The 23,301-nt window shown below is 75.8% G+C and carries 26 protein-coding genes; 13 read left to right on the top strand and 13 right to left on the bottom strand.

Features of this window, described 5'->3' with window-relative positions; translation table 11 throughout:
- The first annotated feature begins 53 nt into the window (after nucleotides 1–53).
- Nucleotides 54–656, top strand: coding sequence for a DUF6058 family natural product biosynthesis protein (locus ACQPXG_RS23770; protein WP_433461310.1), 603 nt, complete (start codon nucleotides 54–56; stop codon nucleotides 654–656).
- A 33-nt stretch (nucleotides 657–689) separates the two neighbouring features.
- On the opposite strand, the gene ACQPXG_RS23765 is transcribed toward ACQPXG_RS23770, so the two are convergent.
- Nucleotides 690–1,442, bottom strand: coding sequence for an SDR family oxidoreductase (locus ACQPXG_RS23765; RefSeq protein ID WP_433461309.1), 753 nt, complete (start codon nucleotides 1,440–1,442; stop codon nucleotides 690–692).
- 70 nt (nucleotides 1,443–1,512) lie between these two features.
- On the opposite strand from ACQPXG_RS23765, the gene ACQPXG_RS23760 reads away from it, so the two are divergent.
- Complete coding sequence (locus tag ACQPXG_RS23760) at nucleotides 1,513–2,394, top strand: LysR family transcriptional regulator (RefSeq protein WP_433461308.1); 882 nt, start codon at nucleotides 1,513–1,515, stop codon at nucleotides 2,392–2,394.
- Between the two features lie 113 nt (nucleotides 2,395–2,507).
- Entirely contained in the window at nucleotides 2,508–2,945 is a 438-nt protein-coding gene (locus tag ACQPXG_RS23755; protein WP_433461307.1) for a DoxX family protein, read from the top strand.
- A gap of 98 nt (nucleotides 2,946–3,043) precedes the next feature.
- Here the strand turns inward: ACQPXG_RS23755 and ACQPXG_RS23750 are convergent, their stop codons facing one another.
- Nucleotides 3,044–4,003 (bottom strand): SgcJ/EcaC family oxidoreductase, encoded by a 960-nt coding sequence (locus ACQPXG_RS23750; RefSeq protein ID WP_433461306.1) that lies wholly within the window; start codon nucleotides 4,001–4,003, stop codon nucleotides 3,044–3,046.
- Between the two features lie 136 nt (nucleotides 4,004–4,139).
- On the bottom strand, nucleotides 4,140–5,165 hold the full coding sequence (locus ACQPXG_RS23745) for a 3-oxoacyl-ACP synthase III family protein (protein ID WP_433461305.1): 1,026 nt from the start codon (nucleotides 5,163–5,165) through the stop codon (nucleotides 4,140–4,142).
- Between the two features lie 155 nt (nucleotides 5,166–5,320).
- Here ACQPXG_RS23745 and ACQPXG_RS23740 point away from each other — a divergent pair, with 155 nt between their 5' ends.
- From ACQPXG_RS23740 to ACQPXG_RS23730, 3 genes are all read left to right on the top strand, one after another.
- A complete protein-coding gene (locus tag ACQPXG_RS23740) occupies nucleotides 5,321–6,352 on the top strand; it encodes an ACP S-malonyltransferase (protein WP_433461304.1) in 1,032 nt (343 codons plus the stop codon).
- Nucleotides 6,349–8,154 carry an acyl-CoA dehydrogenase family protein gene (locus ACQPXG_RS23735; protein ID WP_433461303.1) on the top strand — a complete coding sequence of 602 codons (1,806 nt, stop codon included), beginning with the start codon at nucleotides 6,349–6,351 and terminating at the stop codon, nucleotides 8,152–8,154. The genes ACQPXG_RS23740 and ACQPXG_RS23735 overlap by 4 nt, the downstream gene beginning before the upstream one ends.
- A gap of 170 nt (nucleotides 8,155–8,324) precedes the next feature.
- Nucleotides 8,325–8,900 carry a TerD family protein gene (locus tag ACQPXG_RS23730; protein WP_433461302.1) on the top strand — a complete coding sequence of 192 codons (576 nt, stop codon included), beginning with the start codon at nucleotides 8,325–8,327 and terminating at the stop codon, nucleotides 8,898–8,900.
- Nucleotides 8,901–8,984: 84 nt separating this feature from the next.
- On the opposite strand, the gene ACQPXG_RS23725 is transcribed toward ACQPXG_RS23730, so the two are convergent.
- Nucleotides 8,985–9,407 (bottom strand): RidA family protein, encoded by a 423-nt coding sequence (locus ACQPXG_RS23725; RefSeq protein ID WP_433461301.1) that lies wholly within the window; start codon nucleotides 9,405–9,407, stop codon nucleotides 8,985–8,987.
- 72 nt (nucleotides 9,408–9,479) lie between these two features.
- Nucleotides 9,480–11,213 (bottom strand): class I adenylate-forming enzyme family protein, encoded by a 1,734-nt coding sequence (locus tag ACQPXG_RS23720; protein WP_433461300.1) that lies wholly within the window; start codon nucleotides 11,211–11,213, stop codon nucleotides 9,480–9,482.
- A 166-nt stretch (nucleotides 11,214–11,379) separates the two neighbouring features.
- Between ACQPXG_RS23720 and ACQPXG_RS23715 the strand changes: the two genes are divergently transcribed.
- Nucleotides 11,380–12,159 (top strand): HAD-IIA family hydrolase, encoded by a 780-nt coding sequence (locus ACQPXG_RS23715; RefSeq protein ID WP_433461299.1) that lies wholly within the window; start codon nucleotides 11,380–11,382, stop codon nucleotides 12,157–12,159.
- A gap of 40 nt (nucleotides 12,160–12,199) precedes the next feature.
- Nucleotides 12,200–12,823 (top strand): IMPACT family protein, encoded by a 624-nt coding sequence (locus tag ACQPXG_RS23710; protein WP_433461298.1) that lies wholly within the window; start codon nucleotides 12,200–12,202, stop codon nucleotides 12,821–12,823.
- 60 nt (nucleotides 12,824–12,883) lie between these two features.
- Here the strand turns inward: ACQPXG_RS23710 and ACQPXG_RS23705 are convergent, their stop codons facing one another.
- Entirely contained in the window at nucleotides 12,884–13,675 is a 792-nt protein-coding gene (locus ACQPXG_RS23705; protein WP_433461297.1) for an alpha/beta fold hydrolase, read from the bottom strand.
- Nucleotides 13,676–13,797: 122 nt separating this feature from the next.
- On the bottom strand, nucleotides 13,798–14,148 hold the full coding sequence (locus ACQPXG_RS23700; RefSeq protein ID WP_433461296.1) for a YciI family protein: 351 nt from the start codon (nucleotides 14,146–14,148) through the stop codon (nucleotides 13,798–13,800).
- A gap of 193 nt (nucleotides 14,149–14,341) precedes the next feature.
- Here ACQPXG_RS23700 and ACQPXG_RS23695 point away from each other — a divergent pair, with 193 nt between their 5' ends.
- Nucleotides 14,342–15,106, top strand: a complete 765-nt coding sequence (locus tag ACQPXG_RS23695) for a sulfite exporter TauE/SafE family protein (RefSeq protein WP_433461295.1) — start codon at nucleotides 14,342–14,344, stop codon at nucleotides 15,104–15,106.
- A gap of 47 nt (nucleotides 15,107–15,153) precedes the next feature.
- Here the strand turns inward: ACQPXG_RS23695 and ACQPXG_RS23690 are convergent, their stop codons facing one another.
- Together ACQPXG_RS23690 and ACQPXG_RS23685 are read right to left on the bottom strand one after the other, a co-directional pair.
- Nucleotides 15,154–16,089, bottom strand: a complete 936-nt coding sequence (locus ACQPXG_RS23690) for a GlxA family transcriptional regulator (RefSeq protein WP_433461294.1) — start codon at nucleotides 16,087–16,089, stop codon at nucleotides 15,154–15,156.
- A 12-nt stretch (nucleotides 16,090–16,101) separates the two neighbouring features.
- On the bottom strand, nucleotides 16,102–16,701 hold the full coding sequence (locus tag ACQPXG_RS23685; RefSeq protein WP_433461293.1) for a cysteine hydrolase family protein: 600 nt from the start codon (nucleotides 16,699–16,701) through the stop codon (nucleotides 16,102–16,104).
- Between the two features lie 176 nt (nucleotides 16,702–16,877).
- On the opposite strand from ACQPXG_RS23685, the gene ACQPXG_RS23680 reads away from it, so the two are divergent.
- Genes ACQPXG_RS23680 through ACQPXG_RS23665 form a run of 4 tightly spaced genes read left to right on the top strand, consistent with a single transcriptional unit; the run spans nucleotide 16,878 to nucleotide 20,275 of the window.
- The gene (locus tag ACQPXG_RS23680) at nucleotides 16,878–18,167 is read left to right on the top strand and encodes a carboxylate-amine ligase (RefSeq protein WP_433461292.1); all 1,290 of its coding nucleotides are present in this window, start codon (nucleotides 16,878–16,880) and stop codon (nucleotides 18,165–18,167) included.
- 13 nt (nucleotides 18,168–18,180) lie between these two features.
- Nucleotides 18,181–19,332 carry an iron-containing redox enzyme family protein gene (locus tag ACQPXG_RS23675; RefSeq protein WP_433461291.1) on the top strand — a complete coding sequence of 384 codons (1,152 nt, stop codon included), beginning with the start codon at nucleotides 18,181–18,183 and terminating at the stop codon, nucleotides 19,330–19,332.
- Between the two features lie 15 nt (nucleotides 19,333–19,347).
- Nucleotides 19,348–20,061, top strand: a complete 714-nt coding sequence (locus ACQPXG_RS23670) for a HemK2/MTQ2 family protein methyltransferase (RefSeq protein WP_433461290.1) — start codon at nucleotides 19,348–19,350, stop codon at nucleotides 20,059–20,061.
- A complete protein-coding gene (locus ACQPXG_RS23665; protein ID WP_433461289.1) occupies nucleotides 20,036–20,275 on the top strand; it encodes a CDGSH iron-sulfur domain-containing protein in 240 nt (79 codons plus the stop codon). The genes ACQPXG_RS23670 and ACQPXG_RS23665 overlap by 26 nt, the downstream gene beginning before the upstream one ends.
- 2 nt (nucleotides 20,276–20,277) lie before the next feature.
- Here ACQPXG_RS23665 and ACQPXG_RS23660 read toward each other — a convergent pair whose 3' ends face one another.
- The 4 genes from ACQPXG_RS23660 to ACQPXG_RS23645 form a co-directional block, all read right to left on the bottom strand.
- The gene (locus tag ACQPXG_RS23660) at nucleotides 20,278–20,526 is read right to left on the bottom strand and encodes a hypothetical protein (RefSeq protein WP_433461288.1); all 249 of its coding nucleotides are present in this window, start codon (nucleotides 20,524–20,526) and stop codon (nucleotides 20,278–20,280) included.
- Nucleotides 20,527–20,623: 97 nt separating this feature from the next.
- Nucleotides 20,624–21,700 carry an NAD-dependent epimerase/dehydratase family protein gene (locus ACQPXG_RS23655; RefSeq protein WP_433461287.1) on the bottom strand — a complete coding sequence of 359 codons (1,077 nt, stop codon included), beginning with the start codon at nucleotides 21,698–21,700 and terminating at the stop codon, nucleotides 20,624–20,626.
- Nucleotides 21,701–21,790: 90 nt separating this feature from the next.
- On the bottom strand, nucleotides 21,791–22,570 hold the full coding sequence (locus tag ACQPXG_RS23650) for a methylated-DNA--[protein]-cysteine S-methyltransferase (protein WP_433461286.1): 780 nt from the start codon (nucleotides 22,568–22,570) through the stop codon (nucleotides 21,791–21,793).
- Entirely contained in the window at nucleotides 22,567–23,241 is a 675-nt protein-coding gene (locus ACQPXG_RS23645) for an RNA polymerase sigma factor (RefSeq protein WP_433461285.1), read from the bottom strand. Before ACQPXG_RS23645 ends, ACQPXG_RS23650 begins: the two co-directional genes overlap by 4 nt.
- Nucleotides 23,242–23,301: the final 60 nt, after the last annotated feature.

The raw sequence follows: 23,301 nt of genomic DNA, 5'->3' as shown, positions 1-23,301 counted from the left end.
GCGCGGCCACGTTTCGGCGGGCGGCGAAACGATCTCGGGTTAGCGTCGGCGCCATGAGCGACCCCGAGTTGAAGGCGCGGCTGGCAGAGCGGTTCCGGGAGGTCAACGGCGACCACCCGATGACGGCCGCCGACGACGCCTACGTCACCGCGTGGTTCACCGACCTGGAGGACCTGTGCCGCGCCGCCGGCCGCGACACCGGCCGGGTGCGGCGGCTGATGCTGGACGGCAGGCTGCCGCTGCCCGGCTACCTGCGGTCCGACGGCGTGGAGATGGTGCCGTCCGACCTGTTCGACCTCGCCGACCAGGCGGGCGGCGTCGACGCGCTGGAGGAATGGTTCCTGGCGCACTGGGACGACCGGGCCACCGCCGAGCAGGAGTGGGGCTCCTACCTGGACGGGCAGTACGTGTGCCTGCGCTCTGTCACCCCCCGGACCATCCGGTACAAGGACGCGCTGGTGACCGCGATCGAGGCGGCACCGCAGGAGCCGGACGCCGGCAGCCCGGCCTGGAACCACCGGCTGCACGCCCTGATCGACGAACTCGACGCTCTGGAGCCGCCGTTCACCGCCTACGACCGGCTGCGGTTCGGCGGCCCGGTGTCGCGGGACCGCTGCATCGACGCCATGCGCGCCCGCTACCCCCGCCCCGCCTAGCCCGCTACCAGGAGGGCCGCGGCCCGCGGCGGGTCACCAGGGGACGGGGCCGTCGTCGTCGAAGAACCCGCCGGTCGGGCCGTCCTCGCCGAGGGTGGCGAGCCGGATCGCCACGGCCGCGCCTTGCTCGGCGGTCCGCTCGATGGTCCGGCCGGTCAGCCGGGTGAAGTCCAGCACGAAGTCGGTCGCGCAGGCGCCGGGCGCGGCGGCGTTGACCAGGATCCCCGTGTCCCGCAGCCGCTTGGCGTACTGGATCGTCAGCATGTTCAGCGCCGCCTTGGACGCCGGGTAGGCCGCCGAGGCGGGGGTGTCCCAGAAGTAGTGGCCGGGGTCGGTCATCGCGGCCATCGACGAGGTGCCGCTGGAGACGTTGACGATCCGTCCCGCGGGCGCCCGGCGCAGCAGCGGCAGCATCGCGTTGGTCACCCTGATCACGCCGTACAGGTTGGTGTCGAACACGCGGTGCACGACGTCCATGTCGGCCTCGTCCGGCAGGTGGCCGGCGCCGCCGGAGATGCCGGCGTTGTTGACCAGGACGTCCAGGCGGCCGGTGGCGGCCGCGACGTGCCGGGCGGCGTCCCGGACCGCGGCCGGGTCGGTGACGTCCAGGGGGACGGCGCGGGCGTCGTGCCCGGCGTCCCGCAGCGACGCGGCCGCCTTCTCGCCCAGGCCGGCGTCGCGGGCGCCGATCAGCACGGTCATCCCGCGCGCGGCGAGCCCCGCGGCGACGGCGTATCCGATGCCCTTGTTCGCCCCGGTCACCAGGGCGGTCGTGGTGTCGTCCATGCCTTCACTCCACCACCGGCGGCGCGGCCCGCTCCAACACCGATCGGACCGCGATCCATACCCTGGAGGTATGGACGTGGTGGAAACGCGTGAGCTCACCTACTTCCTTGCGGTGGCGCGGGAACTGCACTTCGGCCGGGCCGCCGCGAGCCTCGGCATCGCGCAGCCGCCGCTGTCGCGGGCGATCGGCCGGCTGGAGCGGCGCCTCGGCGTGACGCTGCTGGAGCGCACCAGCCGCCGCGTCGCCCTGACCCCGGCGGGCGAGACGCTGCTGGCCGAGGGCGGCGCCGCGCTGGACGCCGTCGCCGCCGCGGTCCGCCGCACGCGGCGCGCGGGCACCGGCGCTCCCCGGCTCGTCCTGGCGATGAAGCCCGGCGGCGACGGCGGCGGGCTGCTCCCGCTGCTCCTGGCCGCCTACGAACGCGAGCCCGGGGCGGTGCCGGTGGAGATGCTGTTCGGGTACGGGGCGGCGCAGGCCCTGCGGGACGGCCGCGCCGACGCCGCCCTGCTGTACGCGCCCCGGCAGGACTTCACCGGCCTCGCCGTCGAGGAGCTCCTGGAAGAGGCGCAGGTCGCCGTCCTGCCGAAGGGCCACCGGCTCGCCGACCGGGAGGAGGTGTCGATGGCCGACCTGGGCGGCGAGCCGCGGGCCCGCCCCGCCTACGGCCTCCCGCACGGCCTCCCGCACGGCTCCGATCCCGGCGGCGGGCCCGTGATCCACGACGCGGGACAGCTGATGCAGCTCATCGCGCTCGGCCGCGCGATCGCCGTGCTCCCGGCGTCCACCAGGCGGCTGCTGCGCGAGGACCTGACGGCGGTACCGGTCCGCGACGCCGAGCCGACCACGCTGGTGCTGGCGTGGCCCGAGGCGTCCCGGTCCCGCCCGCTGGCGGCGTTCGTGCGGTCCACCGCCGCTGCGGCGGCCGAATTCACCGCCTCCCACCAGGGCTGATACGGCGCCGGAAAAAATCTCGAAGAAAAATCCGGCGGGATGTCGATCCGGCGGCCGGCCGTGCGACGCGTCTGTGAAGGCCGATGAGACACCGCACGGAAGGACCCACGACCATGAGCACCCAGAGCGTGAGCACCCACACCCTCACCACCGCCCAGGCCGCCACCGGCGAGAGTCGCACGCTGCGCAAGGCGCTGTGGGCCGCGCAGATCCTGCTCGCCGCCTTCCTGCTCGTCGCGTCGGCGCTGCCGAAGTTCGCCGGGGAGGCCAACGCCGTCGAGACCTTCGCCAAGATCGGGTGGGGCCAGTGGCTCCGGTATGCGACCGGCGCCGTCGAGGCCGCCGGCGCGATCGGGCTGGTGGTCCCGCGGCTGGCCGGGCTCGCCGCGACCGGCCTGATCGGCCTGATGGGCGGCGCCGCCCTCACCCAGATCCTGGTGCTGGAGCCGGCGTGGGCGCTGCTGCCCGCCGCGTTCGCGGTCGTGTTCGCCGCGGTCGCCTGGGACCGCCGCGCCGAGTCCCGCGAGATCCTGCGCACGCTGAAGCGGTGAGCCGCGCACACTGAGCCGCCCACGCTGAGGCGCCGCGAGACGGCGGACGGCCCGAGGCCACCCGGCCCCGGGCCGTCCGCCGTCTCGCGCCTGGGCGGTCAGCCGTCCTCGGGAAGCAGGGCGCGCAGTTCGGCGGTGAGGGCCTCGGCGTCCCCGGGGCGCCCGTGGTAGGCGGCCGGGGTGTTCTGGAACAGCGCGACGCGCCACTCGCCCATGAGCTGGGACGCGGTGAGGGTCTGCACGGAGTTGACGGCCGGGTCGATGTCGGCGGAGCCGGGCGGAACCATGCCGGCGACGGCGCGCAGGACGGCGGCGCCGGGGCCGATCAGCCGCACGTCCCGCACCGCGGCGACGTAGCGGGCGGTCTGGTGGCCGGCGAAGATCCGGTCGAGCTGGGCGGCGATCCGCTCGCGGCCGGAGTGCAGGGTGCCGTCGAACCCGATCGTCTCGCCGTCGTCGCGGAACGGCGCGGCGAACGCGGCGCCGTCGCGGGCGTTCCAGCCGTCCAGGATCCGCCGGTACAGGGCGCGGACGGCGTCCAGCGCGCCGAGCCGTTCGGCGTAGCGGTCGTGGTGGACCTGCCAGCGGACGGTGGTCCAGTTGGCCCAGTCGACGCGGGCGCCGTCGAGGGCCTCGGCGAGGTAGTCCAAGTGGACGTGCCATCCGGCGAGGGTCTGGACCAGGTACTCGCCGGGCAGCCGGACGTCGCTGGTGAACACCAGATGCGTCCCTTCGGGGGCGGGCGCCAGTTCCCAGCGCAGCACGCCGTGGACGTCGGAGTCCAGTTCCAGCAGCCGCGGCGGGTCGAACGCGGTGACGGTGCCGCGGGCGGTGGTCTCCTCGGCGGCGTCGCCGGCGTTGAGCCAGCGCAGCTCGAACTTGCCGCCTACGGCGGGTTCCAGGACGGCCTCGGCGAGCCATGCCGACAGTTTCGCGGGGTCGGTGAGGGCCCGCCAGACCCGTTCGGGCGGGTGCCGCAGGCGGCGCTCGAAGCGCAGCAGGGTGCGGCCGTCCCGCTGGGTGGCCGTTCCGTCGGGGTACTGCTCGCCGGTGCTCATCTCGCCCTGCCTCTCCTCGGTCGCGTTCTGCCCGGACGGCGGTGGAGCACACGCATGTCCCGCTCCCGCGCGGCCCACCGCAAACGAACATAACTCCTTTCGCATATAACTGGCAAGGCATGTAAATCGCGGCCGGTCAGGGCGGCGGCCAGGTGATGAGGGTATGAGCCCAGGTCAGTCCCGCGCCGAAGCCGGCGAGCAGCACCGGATCCCCGGGGCCGATCCGGCCCGTCCGCACGGCCCGGTCCAGGGCGTAGGGGATGCTCGCGGCGCCGATGTTGCCGACCTCCTGCCCGACGATCGCCAGCTGCCCCGGTTCGAGCCCGGCGGCCGGCGCCAGGGAGGCGACCAGCCGCGGGTTGGGCTGGTGCGGGACGACCAGGGCCAGGTCGGCCGGCTTGATCCCGGCGGCCTCGGTCGCCTCGGCCACCAGCCGCGGGAAGATCGCGGTGATGAAGTCCCGGACGGCACGGCCGTCCATGTGGATGGTGTGACCGGACGCCGCGAGCGTCTCGGCGCTGGCGGGCCGCCGGCTGCCGCCGGCGGGGATCAGCACGTCCCCGGCGCCCGAACCGTCCGAGCCGAGGGTGACCGGGCCGATCCCGTAGGGCGCCGGGGCGGGCCCGACGACCGCGGCGGCGGCGCCGTCGCCGAACAGGGCGGCGGTGGCCCGGTCGTGGCGGTTGAGGAAGCGGGAGTACACCTCGACCCCGATGACCAGCGCGTGCGGGGCGGGGTCGCGCTGGGCGGCCAGCCAGCCGATCGCGGCCTGCAGCCCGAACACGAACCCCGAGCAGGCGGCGGAGATGTCGAACGCGGCGGCGCGGCGTGCGCCCAGCACGGCCTGCACCCGGCAGGCGGTCGACGGGGCGATGACGTCGGGCGTCGAGGTGCCGAGCACGATCAGCCCGACGTCGGCGGCGGCCAGCCCGGCGGCGGCCAGCGCCTGTTCCGCGGCGGCCGCGGCCAGGTCGGAGGCGGCCTCGCCGGACGCGGCGACGTGCCGGCGCAGGATCCCGGTGCGCCGCTCGATCCAGGACGGGTCCAGGCCCAGCTCGCGGGACAGCTCGTCGCTCGGCACGAAGTCGCGGGGCAGGTGGGCCCCGGTTCCGCGGATCGCCCAGCCTCGCCCGCCGTCCGGCAGTGTCCCCGGCAATGTCATTGCGCGTGCCTCCCGCTTCTCACCGCACCGACGGTTGTCAGCCCCATCCCTTAAGTGAATAATCCCATTTCAGGACTTGTGTTCCATAACTCATTGCTAAGCGGCCGTTGTCCAAAAAGAAAAGAGAGCCTTCCTTTGAGGTAAGGAGACCCCGCGTGCCGTCCTCCCGATTCCGTCCGGCCGGGGAACTCAAGCCCGACGACATCTGCGCCTTCCTGTTCCCGGGCACCGGCTCGGCGGGGGTGCCCGACCTGCCCGGCCTCGCCGCCACGGGCCGCGCCGCCGCCCGCGCCGTCGGCGATGTCCTGGACGCCGTCCAGGAGGGCCTCCCGCGCCCCGGATGGCCGTCGCTGCGGTCGATCCTGCTGGAGGAACCGGCCGAATACCGCGCCGCGGCCCGCACCCCCGGCGTCGCGCAGCTCGCCTCCTACGCCGCCTCCGTCGCCGTCGACCGGGCCCTGCGCACGCACGGCGTCCACCCCGGCTTCGCGGTCGGGCAGAGCTTCGGGGAGATCGCCGCACTGGTGTGCGCGGGCGCGTTCGCGATCACCGACGGCGCCCGCATGGCCGTCTCCGTCGTCGGCGTCCTGGCCCGGCGCGGCGGAGGAGGCGGGATGGGACTGCTGGAGGCCGGCGAGGACGACGCCCGCGCCGTCATCGAGACGGCCGGCGCCCCGGAGGTGGTCGTCGCCTGCCTGAACGCACCATCGGTGACCGTCGTGTCGGGGCCCGAGAAACCTCTGGAGGCCGTCCTGGACGCCGCGCGCGGCCGCGGGGTCAACGCCGTGCGGCTCGCCGTCCCCTACCTGTCGCACCACCCGGCGATGGCCGGCGCCGACGACGAGTGGTACGCCATGATCCGCGGCTTCCCGCAGCGCCCGCTGGAGCTGCCGGTGCACTCGCCGGTCCGGGGCCGCGCCTACCACGACGGAGACGACCTGCACCGCGCCCTGGCCGACTGCATCGTGCGGCCCGTCCGGCTGCCCGACACGCTGCGCGCCGTGCACGAGGCCGGCGCGACCGTGTTCACCGAGGCCGGCACCGGCAACGCGCTGTGCCAGTGCGCGCGGCTGGCCGTCCCCGGCGCCCGGACGCTGGCGCCGCTGCGCGACCACCCCCGCCACGGGCTGACCGGCAAGGCCGCCTCGGGCATCACGCCCGCACGCGACGGAAGGGACGGCTCATGACCACGTTCCCCACCGAGGCCGACGACCTCGCCGGCTTCGTGCTCGGCACCTCCCTGGACGCCAAGACCCGGGCCCGGCTGGAGGAGGCCGTCCCGGAGGAGTTCTTCACCGTCCCCGGCGGGCTCACCGCGCCGCAGCGGCACGCGCTCACCTACGAGCGGCTGCGGCGGGCCGGGCTCGCCGCGCCGCCCGCCGGCGAACTGCTGGAGGACCCGCCGGCGCTGTGCGCGCTGCTGGAGCGCGCCGCGATCGCCGACCCGCCGCTGTTCCACCTGATGCTGCTGCACTACACCCTGGCGCTCGGCCCCATCCTGCGGTTCGGCGCCGGGCAGGACGGCACGCGCGGGGTCCGCGACTCGCTGGAGTCGATGACCTCGTTCGGGGCGCTGCTGATGACCGAGGCGGGACGCAGCAACAGCCACCTGTCGCCCCGCACCGTCGCCCGCCACGACCCCGATACCGGCGGGTTCGTGCTGAGCACCCCCGACGCCCAGGCCGCCAAGTTCCCCACCAACACCGCCCACCCCGACGTCCCCAAGACCGCCGCCGTGTACGCCACCCTCGTCCACGGCGGCCACGAGCAAGGGGTGTTCGTGTTCGCGGTCCCGCTGCGCGGGCCCGACGGCGCCGTCCCGCCCGGCGTCCGGATCGTGCCGGCGCCCGAGACGTCCGGCCTGCAGATCGACTACGCCGCCGTCCTGCTGGACGAGGTGCGCGTCCCCTTCGAGGCGTGGCTGCGCGACGGCGCCCGCATCGACGCCGGCGGGGAGTTCCACGACCCGGCCGGGACGGCGGCGGCGCGCCTGACCCGCTCGATGGGCATCGCGCCGCCGGTGTGGCGGGCGGTGGTGTCGGCGTCCGCGGCGGTCACCCGGGCGTCGGCGGGGATGCTGCTGGCCCACTCGGCGGGACGCTCCACCCTCGGGCGGCTCGCGCCGCGCCGGCCGCTGACCGACTACCGCAACCAGCAGGAGGCGGTGCTGGGCGCGCTCGCGTCCGGCTACGCCCTCACCGCCGTCGCCGCGCACGTCACCGCGCCCCGCCCCGCCGCGGCCGCGGCGGGAGACGGGGCGGCGGGCGGCCCGGCGACCGCGTGGGCGCCGTGGTCGGCGGTCGACCGGGACCTGGCGCTGCTGAAGGCGGCCGCGACCGCCCAGGCGCAGGAGACGGTGTCGGCGTGCCGGGTGCACAGCGGCGCGCCCGGCTTCGCCGCCGTCGAGCGCCTCAACGCCTACCGGGGCCTGACGCACGCCTACCAGAACGCCGGCGGCGACAACGAGCTGATCCTCTACGACACCGCCCGCGCCATGGCCGACCTGGACCGCTACGTCCCGCCCGAACCGGAGGCCGGTCCGCCCGACGACGGTGACCTGGAGTCCCCGCGCGTGTGGCTGTTCCTGGCCCGCGACACCGAACGCCGGATGCGCGACCGGCTCGCCGGGAGGGTGGAGGAGGCGCTGCGCGCCGGCGACGACCCCTTCACCGCCTGGAACGGCAACCTCGTGCTGGCCGCGCGGACCGCCACGGCCTGCGCCGACCGCGTCGTCCTGGAGATCCTCGCCTCCGCCCTGGACACCGGACCGCGCGCGCTGGGCCCGGTCCTGCGCCTGCACGCGCTGAACCGGCTGGAGCACCGCGCCTCCGACCTGCTCAACGAGGGGGTGGCGCCGCCCGGCATCCTCGACGAGGTGTGGGCGGCGCGCCGCCGCACCTGCGACGAGCTCGCGCCCCGCGCGGCGGAGCTGGCCGCGGGGTTCGGCCTGCCCGCCCCGCTCACCGCGCCCACCGCGTTCCTCACCTGACGGGCCCGCTCCGCACCCGGCCCGCGTGCGGACATGTCCGGACGAAACGGCACGCCACGCCGCGAATTCGCCAAGGAGGCGGGGGAACCAGTGCGAGGTGGCTACCGTTCTCGTAAGACAGACCGCACGCGGGTGGTCCTCACCCGCAGGCCGATACGGAGGTAGACACAGTGGGAGTCAGTCTGAGCAAGGGCGGCAACGTCTCGCTGACCAAGGAGGCCCCCGGACTGACCGCCGTCGTGGTTGGTCTGGGCTGGGACGTGCGGACCACGACCGGGACCGACTTCGACCTGGACGCCAGCGCCCTGCTGTGCTCGGCGGAGAACAAGGTCCTGTCGGACAAGCACTTCATCTTCTTCAACAACCTCAAGAGCCCCGACGGCTCGGTCGAGCACACCGGCGACAACCTCACCGGCGAGGGCGAGGGCGACGACGAGGCGATCAAGGTGAACCTGGGCGCGGTCCCGGCCGAGATCACCAAGATCGTGTTCCCGGTGTCGATCTACGACGCCGACAGCCGGCAGCAGAGCTTCGGGCAGGTCCGCAACGCCTTCATCCGCGTGGTGAACCAGGCCGACAACAGCGAGATCGCGCGCTACGACCTGTCGGAGGACGCCTCGACCGAGACCGCGATGGTGTTCGGCGAGCTGTACCGCAACGGCGCCGAGTGGAAGTTCCGCGCGGTGGGCCAGGGCTACGCCTCCGGCCTGTCGGGCATCGCCTCCGACTTCGGCGTGAACGTCTGACCCGCGGCCGTGCCCCGGTGGGGCGTCCCCCTTTCGGCTGGGGGGCGCCCCGCCGCGCTTCTACGCGGCCGCGGGCCGAGGCGGTCAGGCGGCGGGGACGACGGCGAGGGCCTCGATCTCGACGAGCAGGTCGTCGCGGACCAGCCGCGACACCTCGATCAGCGACGCCGCGGGGGAGACGTGCGCGGGGACGAACTCGGCGCGCACCGCCCGCACGGCGCCGACGCCGCCGGCGTCGCGCAGGAAGTAGCCGAGCCGCACCACGTGCTCCCAGCGGGCGCCGGCCGCGGTGAGCGCGGCCTCCAGGTTGGCGAACACCTGCCGGGTCTGGGCCTCCAGGTCGCCGGGGCCGACGAGGTTCCCGGCGGCGTCCAGGGCGATCTGCCCGCTGATTACCACCAGCCGGCCCGGGAGGTCGACCGAGACGGCATGGCTGTAGCCGGGGCCCGGCGCGAGGCCGGGCGCGTCGATCTGGCGGATCGCGGGGCGCGGATCGTTGTTCGTCACAAGATCACGGTACTCGCGGCGCCCGGACGGGTGCCCAGGTGGCCGCGCGGGTGCCGCACGGGCGCGGCGCGGTCAGCCGAGGAGCTCCTCCCGCAGCCGGGTCTTGAGGATCTTGCCGCCGGGGTTGCGGGGCAGGCCCTCCGCCCGGAACCAGAAGCGGACGGGCACCTTGAACGCGGCGATCCTCCCGCCGAGGAACTCCTGGATCTCCCGCTCGGTGGCCGCGGCGTCCGGGCGCAGCACGATCACCGCGCCGACCTCCTCACCGAGGACCTGGTGCGGGACGCCGATCACGGCGCAGTCGGCGACGGCCGGATGCTCGTACAGGGCGGCCTCGACCTCGGCGCAGTAGATGTTCTCGCCGCCGCGGATCAGCATGTCCTTGGCGCGGTCGACGATGTAGACGAACCCGTCGCCGTCCAGGCGGGCCAGGTCGCCGCTGTGGAACCAGCCGTCCACGAACGCCTGCGCGGTCGCCTCGGGCTTGTTCCAGTAGCCCTTGATGACGTTGGGGCCCTTGATGAGCAGTTCGCCCACCTCGCCGGACGGCAGCTCGTTCCCGGCCGGGTCGACGACCTTGACGTCGCAGACCGCGACGGGCGGGCCGACGCTCTCGGGCCGCTCCAGGTAGTTCACGCCGCCGTTGTAGGTGGTGACCGAGGAGGTCTCGGTGAGGCCGTAGCCGTTGCCGGGCACCCGCTCGGGCAGCCGCTCCTTGATCTTGTCCACGAGGGCGGGCGCGGCCGGGGCGCCGCCGTAGCTGACCCCGGTGAGGCTGGAGGTGTCGTACTCGCCGAACTCGGGGGAGGTGAGCACCTGCCACGCCATGGTGGGGACGCCGCCGAACCCGGTGACCTTCTCCCGCTCGATCAGCTCCAGCGCCCTGCGGACGTCCCACTTGTACATCAGCACCACGGTCCCGCCCTGCAGGGCGCTGGCGACCAGCACCGAGTGGCAGCCGGTGGCGTGGAAGAACGGGACGCTCAGCAGCGTCACGCGGGGCTGCGGCGCGACGAGCTCCTCGACCGTCCGGCCGGCGCGGACCCCGGCCGACAGGATCCCGTAGGCGAGGCTGACGGGGTTGGTGGTGATGTTGCGGTGCGTGCCGAGGGCGCCCTTGGGACGCCCGGTGGTGCCGGAGGTGTAGAAGATCGTCGCCTCGTCGTCGGGGTCGAGCGGCACGTCCGGCAGCGCCGCGGCGGCCGGGTCGCCGACGTCGCCGAGGACGTCCTCCAGCGCCTCGGCGCCCTCGGGCGGGGCGTCGCCGGCCCGCGCGACCAGGCACGCGCCCCCCAGTTTCGGCACCACCCCGGCGAGCCGCTCCGCGCGCTCGGCGTCGGCGACGAGGACCTTGGCGCCGCTGTCGGCCAGCCCGTACTCCAGCTCCGCGGCGCTCCACCAGGCGTTCAGCGGCACCACGACGGCGCCGGCCGCGGCGGCGCCGAAGAACGCCACCGACCATTCGGGGTAGTTGCGCATCGCGATCGCGACCCGGTCGCCCTTGGCCACCCCGTACCGGTCGATGAGCAGCCGCGCGAACGCCGCCGCCCGCGCGTAGTGGCCGGCGAAGGTGAGCCGGTCGTCGCCGTAGACCAGGAAGTCCTTGCCGCCGTGGGCGCGGGAGATCTCCAGGATCTCGCGGAGGGTGGGAGGGGCGTTCTTCCACACGCGGGTCCGCACGCCCCGGATCTCGGTCTCGGCCATCTCGAACAGCTGCCCGGGCGCCGTCATGGCCGCCCTGACCTCGGCGATGCCCGGAAGCTCCCTGCCCTGCCCGTCCTGCCGCCGCTCGTCCTGGTCCTGCACGTCGCGCCTCCCGCGGGGTCGTCTCGGCGCACCGCCGCGCGAGCCGTCCGCCGAACACGATTCGGCGCGCCGTGCCCGAGAATCTATGATCCGCGTCACGCGCAGGTCAACGCCGCCGCCGGGCCGGATGGTCCGGGCAAAGATCCCTGCCTGCGACAATGGGGGCATGACCGAGCGCAAGCCGATCGAGTACTGGCTGTCGGACATGGACGGGGTCCTGGTGCACGAGGGCCGGCCCGTCCCCGGCGCCGAGGAGTTCGTCCGCCGCCTGGCGGCATCCGGAAAGCCGTTTCTAATCCTGACCAACAACTCGATCTACACCCGCCGGGACCTGTCGGCCCGGCTGGCGGCGGCGGGCCTCGCCGTACCGGCCGAGTCGATCTGGACGTCGGCGCTGGCCACCGCCCGGTTCCTGGCCGACCAGCGGCCCGAGGGATCGGCGTACGTGATCGGGGAGGCGGGACTGACGACGGCGCTGCACGAGTCGGAGTTCGTCCTGACCGACATCGACCCCGACTATGTGGTGCTCGGCGAGACCCGCACCTACAGCTTCTCCCAGATCACCCGCGCGATCCGGCTGATCGAGGGCGGCGCGCGGTTCGTGGCGACCAACCCCGACCCGGTCGGCCCGTCCCCGGAGGGTTCGCTGCCGGCCTGCGGCGCGGTCGCCGCGATGATCACCCGGGCGACGGGTGTGGAGCCCTACTTCGTCGGCAAGCCGAACCCGCTGATGATGCGGACGGCGCTGAACGTGGTCGGCGGGCACAGCGAGAGCACCGCGATGGTCGGCGACCGTATGGACACCGACATCGTCGCCGGCGTCGAGGCGGGGCTGGAGACGATCCTGGTGCTGACCGGCGTGACCCGCAAGGACGAGATCGCCAGGTTCCCGTTCCGGCCGCACCGCGTCGTCCCGTCCATCGCCGACCTCATCGAGCTGGTCTGACCCGCGGCCCCTGGGGCCGCGACCCTGGACCGGGGACGCCATGCGCATGATCAGACAGGGCGGTTCGCGGGAGCTGGAGGTCCGCAGGTCCCGGTTCGTGTGCACGCTCGCCCGCGCCGCCGACGAGGCCGAGGCGGCGGCGTTCATCGGCGGGCACCGGCGCGCGCACCGCGACGCCACCCACAACTGCACCGCCTACGTCGTCGGCGAGCACGGTGAGATCACCAGGAGCAGCGACGACGGCGAACCGGCCGGGACCGCGGGGATCCCGATGCTGGAGGTGCTGGTGCGGCGCGGGCTGACCGGCACGGTCGCGGTCGTCACCCGCTACTTCGGCGGGGTCAAGCTCGGCACCGGCGGTCTGGCGCGCGCCTACGCCCAAGCGGTCGCCGACACCGTCGACACCGTCGGGGTGGTGGAGCTGCGCCCGGTGGTGACGGTCACCGTGGGCGTGGACCACGCGCTGGCGGGACGGTTCCTCGGCGACCTGCACGCCCGCGGGCACCAGCCCGGCGACGTCCGCTACGGGGCCGGTGTGGAGGCCGACGTGGCGGTGCCCGTCACCGACCTGGAGGCGTTCGAGGCGTGGGCCGCCGAGGTCACCGCCGGGCGCGCGTCGGTGCGGCGCGGCGCACCCGGCCACGTCGAGGTACCGGTGCCGTGACCCGCCGCTGTGACCCGCCGCTGTGACCCGCCCCCGTGACCTGCGCTGCGAGCTGCGGGGTCAGCCGGTGAGGAACTCCTCCAGGGCGGGGGCGAGCGCGGCGGGGTCGACGTCGTGGGTCTGGCCGTCCAGGGTGCGGTGCGTCCCGGCGGGCAGGAGCGCGGCGGTGCGGCGGGCGATGTCGCGCATCCAGGCGGGGCTGTCGCCGCCGTCCAGGACGAGCGCCGGGACGGCGACCCGGCCGAGGAGGTCCTCGGGCAGCTCGGCGCCGGTGGCGGCGTCGTCCATGACGGCCGAGTCGTAGGCGAGGGTGGGCGCCAGCGCCTCCAGCGCCGGCCACATCGGCGCGCCCCGCATCTGCCGGACCATCTCGGCGGGCATGCCGACGTTCGTCATGAACAGGGCGAGGGCGTCGCCGCGGTGGCCGTCGGCCAGCAGCGCGGTCAGTTCGGTGTTGTAGGCGCGGGCGCGGGTGACCCGGTCGTCGTGGGCGGGGACGAAGGGCGGCTCGAACAGCGCGAGCCGGGTGATGGGCAGCCCGTGCGCGGCCGCGCGCAGCGCCAGCACGGCCCCGGAGGACATCCCGTACACGGCGGCGGATCCGCCGGCGGTCTCGATGACGGCGGCCAGGTCCTCGATCTCGCGTTCGACGGCGTAGGGCGGGGCGTCGCCGCTGTCGCCGCGTCCCCGGCGGTCGTAGCTGAGGACGGTGTGGCGCGGGGCCAGCAGCCCGGCGAGCGCGGCGCCCGAGCCGCGGTCGTTCAGGGCCCCTCCCACGTGGACCAGGGCGGGTCCTTCGCCGATCCCGTCGAAGGCGATTTCAGTGCCGTCCTTGGAGTGCACGGTTTCCATGATGGTTTCCTTCCCATGCCGCCCGCGTTGGTGCGGCTCTCACCCCACCCGACGAGCACGGAACCGCGGAATCGACACCCAGGCCCCCGACGGCGCAGGTTTTTCTGCGCCCGGATCGCCGGTCAGCCCGTCCCGGGGGCCGGTTCGTCGACCGGGCGGATCTCGATCTGGCCGAGCGCGGCCCACGGGTGGCGGGCGGCGATCTCGATCGCCTCGTCGAGCCCGGCGCACTCGATCACGCTGAACCCGCCGATCTGGTCCTTGGTCTCGGCGAACGGGCCGTCGGTCAGCAGCACCTCCTCGCCGCGCACCTTCACGGTGGTGGCCCGGTCGGGCGGCGCGAGCCCGGCGCCGCCGCGGATGACGCCGCGGCGGGTCATCTCCTCCGACCAGCCGCCGCAGCCGGTGGCGGCGGCCAGCTCGGGGTCGGTCCCGGCGGTCTCGTCGCTGCAGATCATCAGCACGTAGCGCACGGTTCCTCCCCTGGCCCGGCGTCCCGCAGGCGGAGGCCCCGCCCGGGCAGCAGGATCTCAGACGCGCCGGTACTTCCCAACCGCTCCCGCACCGGGCCTCCCGGGCGGGCGCGGCCTAGCATGAGCGGCGGAACATCAACGCGACAGCGGCGGAACCGGGGCGGTCGGGCGTGGACGGGTCACGGGCGGTGCGGTGACGGGGCTGGAGCCGGGCGTGGTGGCCGCGCTGGTCCTGGTGGGGCTGGCCGCCGGGGTCGGGATCACCGCGGTCGGGCCGGGCGGGGTGCTGATCACGGTGGGGCTGTTCGCGCTGACGGGGCTGCCGCCCGCGCGGGTGGCGGGGACGGCGATCGTCACCAACGTCGCGACCGGTGTGCTGGCGACGGCCGCCTACACGCGGTCGGGGGAGTTGCGCGAGCCGCGGACGCGGCGGACGGCGGGGCTGCTGTGCGCGGGCGCGGTGGCCGGGACGCCGGTGGGGGTGCTATTGAACGGCCTGGTGACGGGCCGGGTGTTCGGTGTGCTGCTGGGGGTGCTGGTCGCGCTGACCGCGCTGCTGGTGCTGTGCCGCCGCCCGCAGGAGTCGGGGCCGGCCGCTGCCGGGCCGGGGCGGCCGGCGGCCCTGGGAGTGGGTGCGGTCGTGGCGGCGGCGGGCGCGATGTTCGGGGTCGGGGGGCCGATGCTGAGCGTCCCGCTGCTGGTGGCGCTGGGGGTGCCGGTACTGTCGGCGCTGGCGGCGGCGCAGGCCCAGTCGGTGGTGATCGCCGGTGCCGCGACCGCCGGGTACGTCGCGGCGGGCGCGGTCGACTGGCCGCTGGCGGCGCTGGTGGGCGTCCCGGAGCTGGCGGGGGTGCTGGCGGGCTGGGTGATCGCCCGGGCGGTGCCGGCGCGGGCGCTGAAGGCGGCGCTGGTGGTGAGCCTGCTGGTGCTCGCGCCGTATGTGGCGCTGCACGGCTGACGGCCCGCGACCGGGCGCGGGCTGGGGTGCGAAGGGTTTGCGCGGGGTCAGGTGCGGGCGCGCAGGCGGCGGAGCATGCGGGCGTCGGTGAATCCGACGGCGCGGGCGGCGGCGTCGGCGGTGGTGCCCTGCCCGATCAGGTGCTCGGCGCGTTCGACGCGCAGTTCCTGCTGGTAGCGCAGCGGGGTGAGCCCGGTCGCGGCGGTGAAGCGGCGGGTGAGGGTGCGTTCGCTGACACCGGCCTCGGCGGCCAGGGCGTGCAGGGGGAGGGTGCGGGTGTAGCGGGCGTCGATGAGGTCCTGGGCGCGGTGGACGGCGTCGGACACGTGGGCGCGGTGCCGGAGCATGGCGCTGGCCTGGGGTTCGTCGCCGTTGCGGCGCGCGTACACGACCATGGCGCGGGCGGTGCGGGCGGCGGCGCCGGGGCCGTGCCGGGCGGCGACCAGGTGCAGGGCCAGGTCGATGCCGGAGGCGATGCCGGCGGAGGTGACGACGCGGCGGTCGGTGATGTAGAGGACGTCGCGGACGACGGCGGCGCGGGGGTGGCGGCGGGCGAGGGCGTCCTGGAGTTCGTGGTGGGTGGTGCAGCGGCGGCCGTCCAGGAGCCCGGCATGGGCGAGGGCGAACGCGCCGGCGCAGACGCTGGCGACGGTGCCGCCGGCGGCGTGGTGGGCGGTCAGGCGGCGGGCGGCGTGCCCGGAGATCGGCGGTGCGTGGGGTTCGCCGGTGCCCCAGCGCCATCCGGGCACCAGGACGATGTCGCCGGGGGTGAGGCCGGGCCATGCGGTGGGCGCCTGCAGGGGGAGGCCCTGCGCGGTGGGCACGCCTTCCTGCCCGTCCCCGTCCCCGGGTGCGGGGCGGTCGGCGACGTAGGCGAGCCGGTAGGGCAGGCCGTTGTCGGCGGCCGTGGAGAACACCTGGGCGGGGCCGGCGAGGTCGAGCAGGTGCAGCCCGGGGACGAGCAGGAAGACGATGCGTGTCACGATCCGGTCAGCCTACCCGGCGGCGGCGCCGACGGGGGCGAGGTCGTCGATGGAGGCGATGGAGGCGAACCGCCCCGCCAGGGCGTACTCGGTGCGGGCGATGATCCGGCCGGTGTCCAGGGTGGCGGGGTCGGCGAGGATCTCGGCGAGGGGACGGCCGGGCGGGGCGTCGCGGTGCTCGATGGGGAAGGTGGCGGTGGCGTCGGTGACGAAGGTGACCCGGTAGCCGAGGTCGGCGGCCAGGCGCGCGGTGGTCTCGCAGCACTGCTCGGTCTGGATGCCGCAGATCGTCACCTCGCCGATGCCGCGGGCGGTGAGCAGCTGTTGCAGGCCGGTGGTGGTGAAGGCGTTGCGGGAGGTCTTGGTCAGGACGGGTTCCCCGGCGGCGGGGGCCAGGCCGTCCATGAGGCGGACGTGGCCGAGGGCGGGGTCGAACACCTCGCCGGAGCCGGGTTCGGCGTGCAGGACCCACACGACCAGGTCGCCGGCGGCGCGCGCGGCGTCGGCCAGGCGGGCGGCGCGGGCGGCGATGTCGGGGGCCGAGACCGCGGCCCAGTTGGGGCGGCGGCGGAAGGACTCTTGGACGTCGATGACGAGGAGCGCTCGGTTCATGGGGTCGATCCTGGCCGTGCGCGGCGGTCCGCGGCAGGCATCATCGCGGCGTGAGGCGGAACGATCCGGTCACCGGCCTGCGGACGGCGGAAAGGATCTTGGCGGGGGAGGGGAGGGGGCGTCCAGGACGGGCATCCCCCGGGTGACGCGGTCTGCGCGAGCGAGGGGGACTCGGCATGGGCGCACACGACATCACCCGCGGCACCGCGGCGGCGGGTGTGAGCCTCGGGGTGGAGGAGGAGTTCCTGCTGGTGGACGCGGTGTCGGGCGAGTGCGTCCCGCACGCCGACGACGTCCTTGGGCGGGCGAGTCCGCACCGGTGGGAGGGGTCGGGCGGCTCGTTCCACGCCGAGCTGCTGGCCTCGCAGGTGGAGGCGGCGACCGGGGTGTGCCATGACCTGGCGGGCCTGCGGGCGCAGCTGCGGTACGGGCGGGCGCGGCTGGCGGAGGCGGCGCGGGCGGGCGGCGCGCTGCTGGTGGCGTCGGGGACGCCGGTGCTGGACGGCCGCCCGCCGCCCGTCGCCCGGGGCGAGCGGTTCGCCGCGATCGTCGCGGCCTACGGGGACGTGGTGGAGGACTACCAGGCGTGCGGCTGCCACGTCCACGTCGGGGTCCCCGACCGCGACACCGCGGTGGCGGTGGTGAACCATCTGCGGCCGTGGCTGCCGGTGCTGCTGGCGCTGTCGGTGAACTCGCCGTTCGACCACGGCCGCCGCACCCGGTACGCCGGCCGCCGCATGGTGGAGATGGCGCGGTTCCCGGGCGCGGGGGTGCCGCCGTGGTCGGCGTCGGCGGCCGACTACGACGCGCGGGTCGCCACGCTGGTGGAGTCGGGCGTGCTGGTGGACGCGGCGATGACGTTCTGGCTGGCGCGGCCGTCGCCGCGGTGGCCGACGGTGGAGGTGCGGGCGGCGGACACGGCGGCGACCGCGGACGAGGCGGTGCTGCAGGCCGCGCTGGTGCGGGGCCTGGTCGCCGCCGCGCTGGAGGATCTGGCGGCGGGCCGGGAGGCGCCGCGGGTGGACGGGCAGGTGTGCGCGGCGGCGCTGTGGAACGCGGCCCGGCACGGCCTGGACGGCCCGATGGCGGATCCGGTCACGCGGCGGGCCGTGCCCGCGTGGCGGATGGTGGACGCCCTGATCGCCCGTGCGGGCCCGGCGCTGGCGAGGGCCGGTGACCTGGACGCGGTGTTCGCGCTGGTGGAGGGCGTCCGGCGGGCCGGGACGGGCACGGACCGGCAGCGCCGCGCGGCGCGGCGGGACGGCCCGCGCGCGGTGGTGGAGGCGCTGGCCCGGCAGACCGAGTCCGGCGGCCTGACCGCCCCGGCGGCTGACGCACTGGCGGATGCGGCGGGTGACGTTGCGGGAGTGCTGGGCGGCGCAGCGGCGGACCTGAGCCCGGCATATGGGGAGGAACCGGGCGTATGGGATGCGGGTGAGCGGGTACCTGAGCCGGACGTCCCGTGACGACGGAGGAGACATGACCGTTCAGCAGGACCGGCCCGCCGGGCACGGCCCCGCGCCCGGGCCCGTGCGGGCGCCGGCCGGTGAGCCGGTGCTGCCGGCGCCGCGCGGGCCGCTGTCGCGGGCCGTCGCCGCCGCCGTGGCGTCGGGCCCGCCGGCCCGTCCCACGGCCGCCGGCAAGGCGCGCACCGGGACCGTGTTCGCCGCACCCGTGTTCGCCGCACCCCTGGTGACCGAGGCGGGGGACGCCGACCCCTACGGGGAGGACCTGCAGCTGGCCCTGCACATCTGTTACGAGCTGCACTACCGGGGTTTCGCGGGCGTGGATCCGGACTGGGAGTGGGACCCGGGGCTGCTGCGGCTGCGCGGCGCGATGGAGGAGGTGTTCCTGTCGGCCCTGCGCCGCGACACCCCGGGCGGCGGCGTGGCAGAGGCGCTGGGGGAACTGCTGGCCGAACCGGCGGACGCGCGGGGCGTCTCCCGTCACCTGCGCGACGACGGCGAGTGGTGGCAGCTGTGCGAGCACGCGGCGCTGCGGTCGGTGTACCACCTGAAGGAGGCCGACCCGCACGCCTGGGTGATCCCGAGGTTGCGGGGCCGGGCGAAGACGGCGCTGGTGGCGGTGGAGAACGACGAGTTCGGCGGCGGCCGCCCGGAGATGGTCCATCAGGGCCTGTACGCCGGCCTGCTGGCCGACCTGGGCCTGGACGCCTCCTACGGCGCGTACGTGGAGGCGGCGCCGGCGGTGATGCTGGCGACGGTGAACATGATGTCGCTGTTCGGGCTGCGGCGGTCGCTGCGGGCGGCGCTCGTGGGGCATTTCGCCGCGGCGGAGACCACCACGGCGCCGGCGGCCAGGCGGATTGCGGCGGCGCTGGAGCGGCTGGGGGCGGGCCCGCGGGCACTGCTGTTCTACACCGAGCACATCGAGGCCGACGCCGTCCACGAGCAGGTGCTGCGCCACGACGTGATCGGCGGGCTGCTGGAGGCCGAGCCGGGCCTGGCCGGGGACGTGGTGCTGGGCGTGCGGGCGACGAGCCTGCTGGAGGACCGGCTTGGTGCCCATCTGCTGGCGTGCTGGCAGGCGGGCCGCTCGGCGCTGCGGAACCCGCTGCCGGACGCCCCGCCTGACGCTGCGCCGGACACCGCACCGGCGGCGGCCGGGTGAGCGGGGCGGCGGGCGATGCTGCTGTTCAGGCCGCCGGGGGTGTACCGACCCCAGTCCGACACCGCGCTGCTGGCCGGCGCGCTGCTGCGGGCGCTCGGCCGGGCGGGGGCGCCGCCGGGCGCGCGGGTCCTGGAGCTCGGCACCGGGACGGGCGCGGTGGCGCTGGCCGCGGCGCGGGCGGGCTGCGACGTCGTCGCGGTGGACGTCTCGGCGCAGGCGGTGCTGGCCGCGCGGGTGAACGCGCGGATGCGGGGGCTGCCGCTGCGGGTGCTGCGCGGTGACCTGTTCGCGCCGGTCGCGGGCGAGGTGTTCGACGTGATCGTCGCCAACCCCCCGTATGTGGCGGGGGACGCCGACCCGGCGGCGGTGCGGGGCCGCGCCCGTGCCTTCGAGGCGGGGCCCGAAGGCCGCGCGCTGCTGGACCGGATCTGCGCGCGGGCCCCGCGGCATCTGGGCCCGGCGGGGACGCTGCTGATGGTGCACTCGTCGCTGAACGGGGTGGCCGCCACGCTGGTGGCGCTGCGCAGCGCGGGACTGCGCGCGTCGGTGGTGGCACGGCACCGGGAGCCGTTCGGGCCGGTGATGCGGCGCCGCGCGGGCGGGCTGCGGGCGCGGGGCGTGCTCGGGCCTGGGCAGCGGCACGAGGACCTGGTGGTGGTGCGCGCCGACCGGATCGAGGACGGGGAGGAACAGGGGGAGGGACATGGGCGCGACCGGCGGGCCGCCTGAGGCCGCCGCCTCCGGCGGCCGGGACCGGCGGCGGGTCCGGATGGTGCCGGGCGGCCCGGTGCTGGTGGAGGGACCGGTCGAGGTCGTCTTGGAGGACGGCACGACGGTGATGTCGGACCGGTGGCTGGTGGCGCTGTGCGCGTGCCGCCGCAGCCGCTCCTACCCGTTCTGCGACACCAGCCACCGCCGGCGCCGCCGCGACCCGCCGGCCTGACGTCAGCCGCCGAGGCTTTCCAACGCGGTGTCCAGGCGCTGGGCGAGCGCCTCGATCTGCTCCTCGTTGGCGCCGGTGTCGAGTTCGGCGATGACGGCGTCCCGCGTGGTGATCACCATGGCGTCCTCGGGCCCGTCGCCGCGGCCGGGGCCGGCGGGGACCACGGCGGCCTTCCCGGCGACGACGACCAGCGCCGCGCCGCGTCCGGAGGCCAGCAGGGTGTGCAGGTGGTCGGGTGTGATCGTCGGCATCGGGTGACCTCCGGATTCGTGTCGGCGAGTGCGGACGGGGCTGTGCGATCGGGCTGTGCGAACAGGGGTGCGCGCGTGTCGCGGGCGGCCGGCGCGGTCAGGGTCTGCGGCCGATGCCGGTGGCGAACTCGCGTGCGCGGCCGGGGCCGCCGGCGCCGGGCGCGAGCGGCGGGGTGCCGCGGCCGGACCCCGCGCGCAGGCCCTCCAGGAACTCGGTGATCGCCTCGCGGGCGGTGTGCCGGGGCGTCCACCCGAGTTCGGTCCGGGCCCGCACGGTGTCCATCAGCGGGACCTGCAGGGCGAGGTCGAACAGTCCGGGGGAGGCGGGGACCAGGTGCAGGCCCCACGCGGCGGCCAGCGCCGCCCGCACACCCCGGGCGGGCAGCCGGACGGTGCGGGCGCCGAGGAGGTCGGCGAGTTCGGCGGCGTCCAGGACGGGTTCGGCGGCGATGTTGAAGGGGCCGCGGGCGTCGCCGGTGGCGGCGAGCCGGAACGCCTGCCCCGCGTCGGCGGAGTGCAGGACCTGTAGCCGCAGACCGGGCAGATCCGGCACGACCGGGATGAGTCCGGGGCGGGCGAGCCGCCCGGGCAGCAGCGGCCCGGCGAACAGGCGCCGCTGCTCGGCGGCGGTCTGCCGCTCGAAGATGAACCCAGGCCGGATCCGCACCACGCGGCAGCGCGGGTTGGCGGCCTCGAAGGCGTCCAGGAGCCGTTCGACGTAGGCCTTCTCGCGGCTGTAGGCGGCGCCGGGCCAACCGTGGGTCGGCCAGGACTCGTCGACGGCGCGGTCCTTCGGGCCGGGGGAGTAGGCGCCGATGGACGAGGAGTACACCAGCGCGGGCACTTCGGCCCGCGCGGCGGCGTCGAACACGCGGGCGCTGCCGACGACGTTGGCGTCCCAGGTCACCGCGGGACGGTGGGTGGGCTGGAACAGCCAGGCCAGGTGGATCACGACGTCGGCGCCGCGCATCAGCGGGACCAGGTCGGTGTCGGTGACGTCGGCCTGCGCCCACTCGAGTTTGCCGGTCCCGGACGGATCGGCCTCGCGGCCGGCCTCGGGCCCGGGCTCGCGGCGCGCCAGCCCGGTGACGGCGGTGACGGCCGGGTCCTCGGTGAGCGCGCGGACGGTGCCGGTCCCGATGTTGCCGGTGGCGCCGGTGACGACGACGCGCATGGCGATCTCCCCCTCGTCGGCGGTGCCCGCGGGTTCGTCCCCGCAGGTGGACGGCCCATTCCCGTCCCGCGCCGTTCTATGCCCGCGCTCTCAGGCGGGACGGGGGCCGCCGGGGCCGCAGTGCAGGCACGGCCGGTACCCGGCGGCCTCGGCGGCGGCCAGGTCCCGGAACACGCGCCGGTGCTCCGGCGTGATCCGGCGCGCGTCACCGCAGGTCGGGTAGCACACGATCCCGGTGGTGTCGGAGCCGACGAGGCGGATCCCGCGCCGCGCCAGCTCGGCGGCCTCGTCGACGTCGACGTCCTCGGCGCGCAGCAGCCGCTCCTTGGCGTCCTCGCCGAACACGTAGTCGCCGAGCGTCCCGTCCGACCGGGTCACCCGGTGGCAGGGGATCAGCAGCGGGACGGGGTTGCGGCCCAGCGCCGACCCCACCGCGCGGACCGCCTTGGGCCGCCCCGCGCGCCGCGCCACCCACGCGTACGGGCGGGTCTGCCCGCGCGGGATCTGCGCGGCGGCGCGCAGCACCGCGGCCTCGAAGTCGCTGAGGCCCCGCAGATCCAGCGCGAGGCCGCCGAGCCGCCCGGTGCGCAGCGCGGGAACCAGCCCGGCCGGGGGACGGCCGGCGGGCAGCAGCGGCCGCGCGAACCGGGCGCGGAACGCCGCCGCGAACTCCCGGTCGTCCATCCCGGCGCGCAGGTAGGCGACGCCGTGGTCGGTGAAGGCGACCTGCAGGCCGGGCAGGGGCCCGGGGACGTGGACGCGGCGGGCGGCGATGCGGTCCAGCAGCGTGGGGGGCGCGTCGGCGGCCAGGCCGGCCAGTTCCCGGGCCAGCGGGTCGGGTGCCCCTTCGGCGGGGCCGGTGCGGGTCATCGGATGCCCCCTTTCTGCCGTCGCAGGTCGCGATCGTGCGGTTCGGGCCGTGATTCGTGCGGTGGTTCGTGTCGTGGTTCGGTGCGGAGCCTGCGCAGGCGGGCCAGGCCGCGGGAGATGTGCGATTTGACGGTGCCCTCGGGCAGGTCCAGGACGGACGCGATCTCGGCGACGGGAAGGTCGGTGACGTGCCGCAGCACGACCGCGGCGCGCTGGGTCTCGGGCAGCTCGGCCAGCAGCGCGCCGAGTTCGCGTCCGGTCTCGTGCCGCGCGGCGGCGTCCTCGACGCCTTCGCCAGGGTCGGGCGGGTCGGGTGCGTCCTCGATCGGGCCCGGCGGCGGATGCCGCACCGCCGACCGCACGCTGTTGCGCCACACGTTCGTCAGGATCGTCAGCAGCCACGCCCGCGGGCGCAGCTCCGCGATCCGCGCCGCCTCATATCCGGCCAGCGCCCGGTAGGCGCGCAGGAAGGCCTCGGCGGACAGGTCCTCGGCCTCGGCCCACCGCCCGCACAGCCGCAGCGCCGTGGAGAACACCGCGCCCCGGTACGCCTCGTACAGGACGACGAACCCGGCGTCCAGGTCATCGACCAGCGCCGCGGCGACCTCACCGCCCGCGGTCTCGCCGGTGCCGGGCGGGGCGTGGGGAAGAGCTTCGTCCGTAACCGTCACATCCGTTCAACACTGCCGCCCCGGGCCCGGTTGCACCGGCCCGCTCGAACCGGCGGGCCG

This window comes from Spirillospora sp. CA-128828 (genome assembly GCF_050945415.1).
Lineage (GTDB): Bacteria > Actinomycetota > Actinomycetes > Streptosporangiales > Streptosporangiaceae > Spirillospora.
This window is presented reverse-complemented; position numbering and strand designations above follow the sequence as displayed.